The organism is Thermodesulfitimonas sp., from assembly GCF_052743955.1.
Genome location: NZ_JBRAIN010000066.1, coordinates 1 through 3,130 on the forward strand (window position 1 = coordinate 1; position 3,130 = coordinate 3,130).

A 3,130-nucleotide genomic window follows, 5' to 3' on the forward strand; every position below is an offset into this window, starting at 1 on the left:
GTTGTTATTTTAGCTTACGAACTGGGGCAGAATTGAGCGCCGGCGACGAAGGCTTACAGAAACGGCGGACCACGCAGCTCGCACCTGCGTGGCCCGCGCCTACCCGCGGTTAGCGGATAGTCATAGCATCACCCTACTGTTTCGTCCTCAACGTAGCAGATTCCTTCCCCAAACGCTGCATTTTTTGGGGAATTTCGAAAAACTATCTTCCCCCAATAACCGCGGCAGTATTGGAGGTGCCCTGGGTTGAGTGCAAATCAATTCAAGGTATTAGTTCGGGACAAAAGAAGCTTCGTCCAGCACTTGGAAAGGCGATTTCCTGACTGGGGATTTGAAAATTCTCAAAGGAAATGGAGGGTGGATTCCAGTGACGCAAACCGTATGCGGTGTTGTGGTTCAGCCGCCTTTCAGCCCTTCAATAATGATTCTCCTGGAAAAACGGTCCGTGTGGAATTGGATTTCCGATTACTATATCGTTTGCCAGTCGCCAGCGCCGTCCGATTTCATCATACGGGTTGGGCTGCGTGAAAAGTACGAAATGACTGAGCTCGAGCAGCCAGAAAAGTGGGAGGCCAAGCTCTCTACCGAACGTGCCCGCGAGATTGTTGACCTATTAGAAAACGGCCGGATCAGGTTCGTAGTGGATAGTACAGGAGAGCTAGCGTGGGATGGCTGTATATACACTTTTTTCTTCGGTCATTGGCACTTTACGGCTGCACTTTATCGGTGGTGGAATTTTCTTCCTGAAGGATGGGATGTCCTGGGTGAAATCACAGGCATGTTGCTCTATGAAGCCCGAAGGTCATACCATTCCGTTTTTGGCAAGAACTTTAATACGGGTATATGGCTATCGTATGGCCTGACACCAACGGCACCCATAAAACCTATACGGCTCGAATAAGAAGGGGTATATAGCTCTCGTATACTCCAACGTCAGGAGGTGCGTAAGGGACAGGTCTTGCAGCCTCGGGGCGTTTTTCTGCGCTATGCCCGGTGCTTTAGTTAACGGGAGTTGTTTTGTTGGCCACGGGGTCGGTTACTCACACTGGCCCCGCCATTATAACAAAAAGTTTTCACCAAGGGCAGTTGGTTTTCGGAAGGAAACCGCCATTACCGGCCGGATTTGAAACTTATCCAAGAAAGAGCTGTCTCATTGCATAATCTGAGTTAAGAGGAGGAATTTGGTAGAAAACCATCGAATACTGATACCGTAAAAATTCCCCAATGTTGATTCTAGGGGAGATATTTGTCGATGCTGGAAAGATGTGCCGACTTGGCAGAGTGCGAGCGGGTTCTTTCGGGGACATTGGAAGGCGTCACTTTCCTGGGGCAGGTAGAGCTTTCGGCAGAGGACACAGAAAAACTCGGGCTGCTAATCAGGGAGCAAATCAAGCAAGATATCCGGGAGGGGACGCGGTTTTTGGAGGATTATGCGCCTGCTTGTTTGTCTCTTTTTCTGGTGGGCGCGGGAATATGTTCCTTAAAAAGCAAGAGGAGTCAATAATCCGCCTCCTGTTCGTTGGAATTACCCGCGCCACCAAGTGGGTATACCTGAGCGCGGTTCAGGGGAAAGAACTCCGCTGCCTCAGCAGGCTGCAGCCGCTGGTCTCTGAGGGCGTTTTGACCAGTCAAAGCGGGTCTGCACTAGTGTTGCCGCCGCAGGACAGGCCGTACCCGCCTGGGCCGCGCCCTTTGTGCTGGTTGACGGCAAACCCTTGGAGTCCAAAGTGCCTCCGGCCATAGAGCAGGGTCGCGTACTCGTCCCCGCGCGGGTGATTTCTCAGGTGCTGGGGGCACTGCTTGAATGGGACGGCGCGACGCGGACCGTCACCATAACCAGAGAGCAGGTCACGGTCCGCACCGCGATAGGGGCAAGGGCCGCATACAGGAACGGCGTGCCGGTTGCGCTCGACGTGCCTGCCAGAATAGTCAACGGCCGCGCGCTGGTCCCGCTGCGCTTCGTCTCGGAGTCCCTGGGCACCGGCGTTTTCTGGGACGGGCAAACCGCTACCGTCCTCACGGGGACGCCGGAGGTCAGTGGCGTTCCCGAAGAGCGCGAACTGTTTCCCGTGAGGGTGGACGGGGCTCTCGGGTACATAGATGGGACGGGCAAAATCGTCATCAAACCGCAGTTCTCGAACGGGTGCGCCTTTTCCGAAGGTCTGGCGCGGGTCTGGATCGGGCGGAAGCAGGGGTACATCGACAAGACCGGCAGGGTCGTCATCGGTCCGCAGTTTGACGACGCCCAGGATTTCTCGGAAGGACTGGCGGCGGTCCTTGTCGCTTCCCCTGGCAACCCTTCCGGCAAGTGGGTTTACATCGACCGGACCGGCAGAGTGGTGATCGACCGGGACGATATTATAGTGCCAGGCAATTTTTCCGAGGGTCTGGCACCCGTGAAGGTCGGATGCGGGTCGGGTAATCTCTGGGGGTACATCGACAAGAATGGGAATATGGTCATTGGGCCGCGGTTTGAGTCGGCCGGGGGATTTCATAGCGGCCTGGCGGAAGTGGGCGTTGATTTAGTGCACGGCGGCAGGTGGAGGTACATCGATAACACGGGGAAGCACGTATGGTATCCGAGTAAATAGCCTTAAGGCCTGGACGGGAGGATGTCCCGTGTACTGTGCCGTCTACGGCAGGCATTTCGAGGTGGTCGTTAAAGTTCAAAGCGGGCCTGCCGTGGGTTTGTTTCAGCGTGGCTTGGTGAGTGTGAGGCGAAGAGACGTGTTCGGGCAATAGAATGCGGTGAGATACCTTGGCTGTTGGAATACGGGGCTGGTGCCCGGCGGGCAGAAAAAAGTATGCGGGAAGTGTCCACAGTGTACTCCGGGGAAGCTCGTCGTCGGGGTGGAGCAGGTCTATCGAGGAAAAGAGTCAGGAGATTTGATGCCCGGTGGCGAGTGCTGCCGGTGATAGTGCTGGCACTGTCTCTGGCGGTCGCGGCCGGCCTTAAAGTGGTCGGGTGCTCGGCCGACCGGCGGACGACCCCAGGGGGCATAGAACCCATGCCTTCTGACCTGAAAGTACTGGAGAAAGCGGCGGCTGATTACATCGAGCAGCGCAGCCGGCAGAGGCACTGGAAGGTGCTGGAGCGGGAGTTAAAACTGCTCTCCAAATCAGCCGGAGG

Annotated in this window: 4 protein-coding genes; all 4 read left to right on the top strand. The window is 55.8% G+C overall.

Annotated features, from left to right (window positions below; all coding sequences use genetic code 11):
* Window positions 1-367: 367 nt before the first annotated feature.
* Window positions 368-901, top strand: coding sequence for a hypothetical protein (locus tag ACUVTA_RS06735; protein WP_445952192.1), 534 nt, complete (start codon window positions 368-370; stop codon window positions 899-901).
* A 351-nt stretch (window positions 902-1,252) separates the two neighbouring features.
* Complete coding sequence (locus ACUVTA_RS06740; protein WP_445952193.1) at window positions 1,253-1,504, top strand: hypothetical protein; 252 nt, start codon at window positions 1,253-1,255, stop codon at window positions 1,502-1,504.
* 190 nt (window positions 1,505-1,694) lie between these two features.
* Window positions 1,695-2,591 carry a WG repeat-containing protein gene (locus ACUVTA_RS06745; RefSeq protein ID WP_445952194.1) on the top strand — a complete coding sequence of 299 codons (897 nt, stop codon included), beginning with the start codon at window positions 1,695-1,697 and terminating at the stop codon, window positions 2,589-2,591.
* A 312-nt stretch (window positions 2,592-2,903) separates the two neighbouring features.
* Window positions 2,904-3,130 (top strand): hypothetical protein (locus ACUVTA_RS06750; RefSeq protein WP_445952195.1); only part of this gene is annotated, 227 nt, incomplete at its 3' end.

Bases quoted from the DNA above. Each gene is read 5' to 3' on its own strand.
- ACUVTA_RS06740 (WP_445952193.1), top strand. From the start codon at position 1,253: ATGCTGGAAAGATGTGCCGACTTGGCAGAGTGCGAGCGGGTTCTTTCG.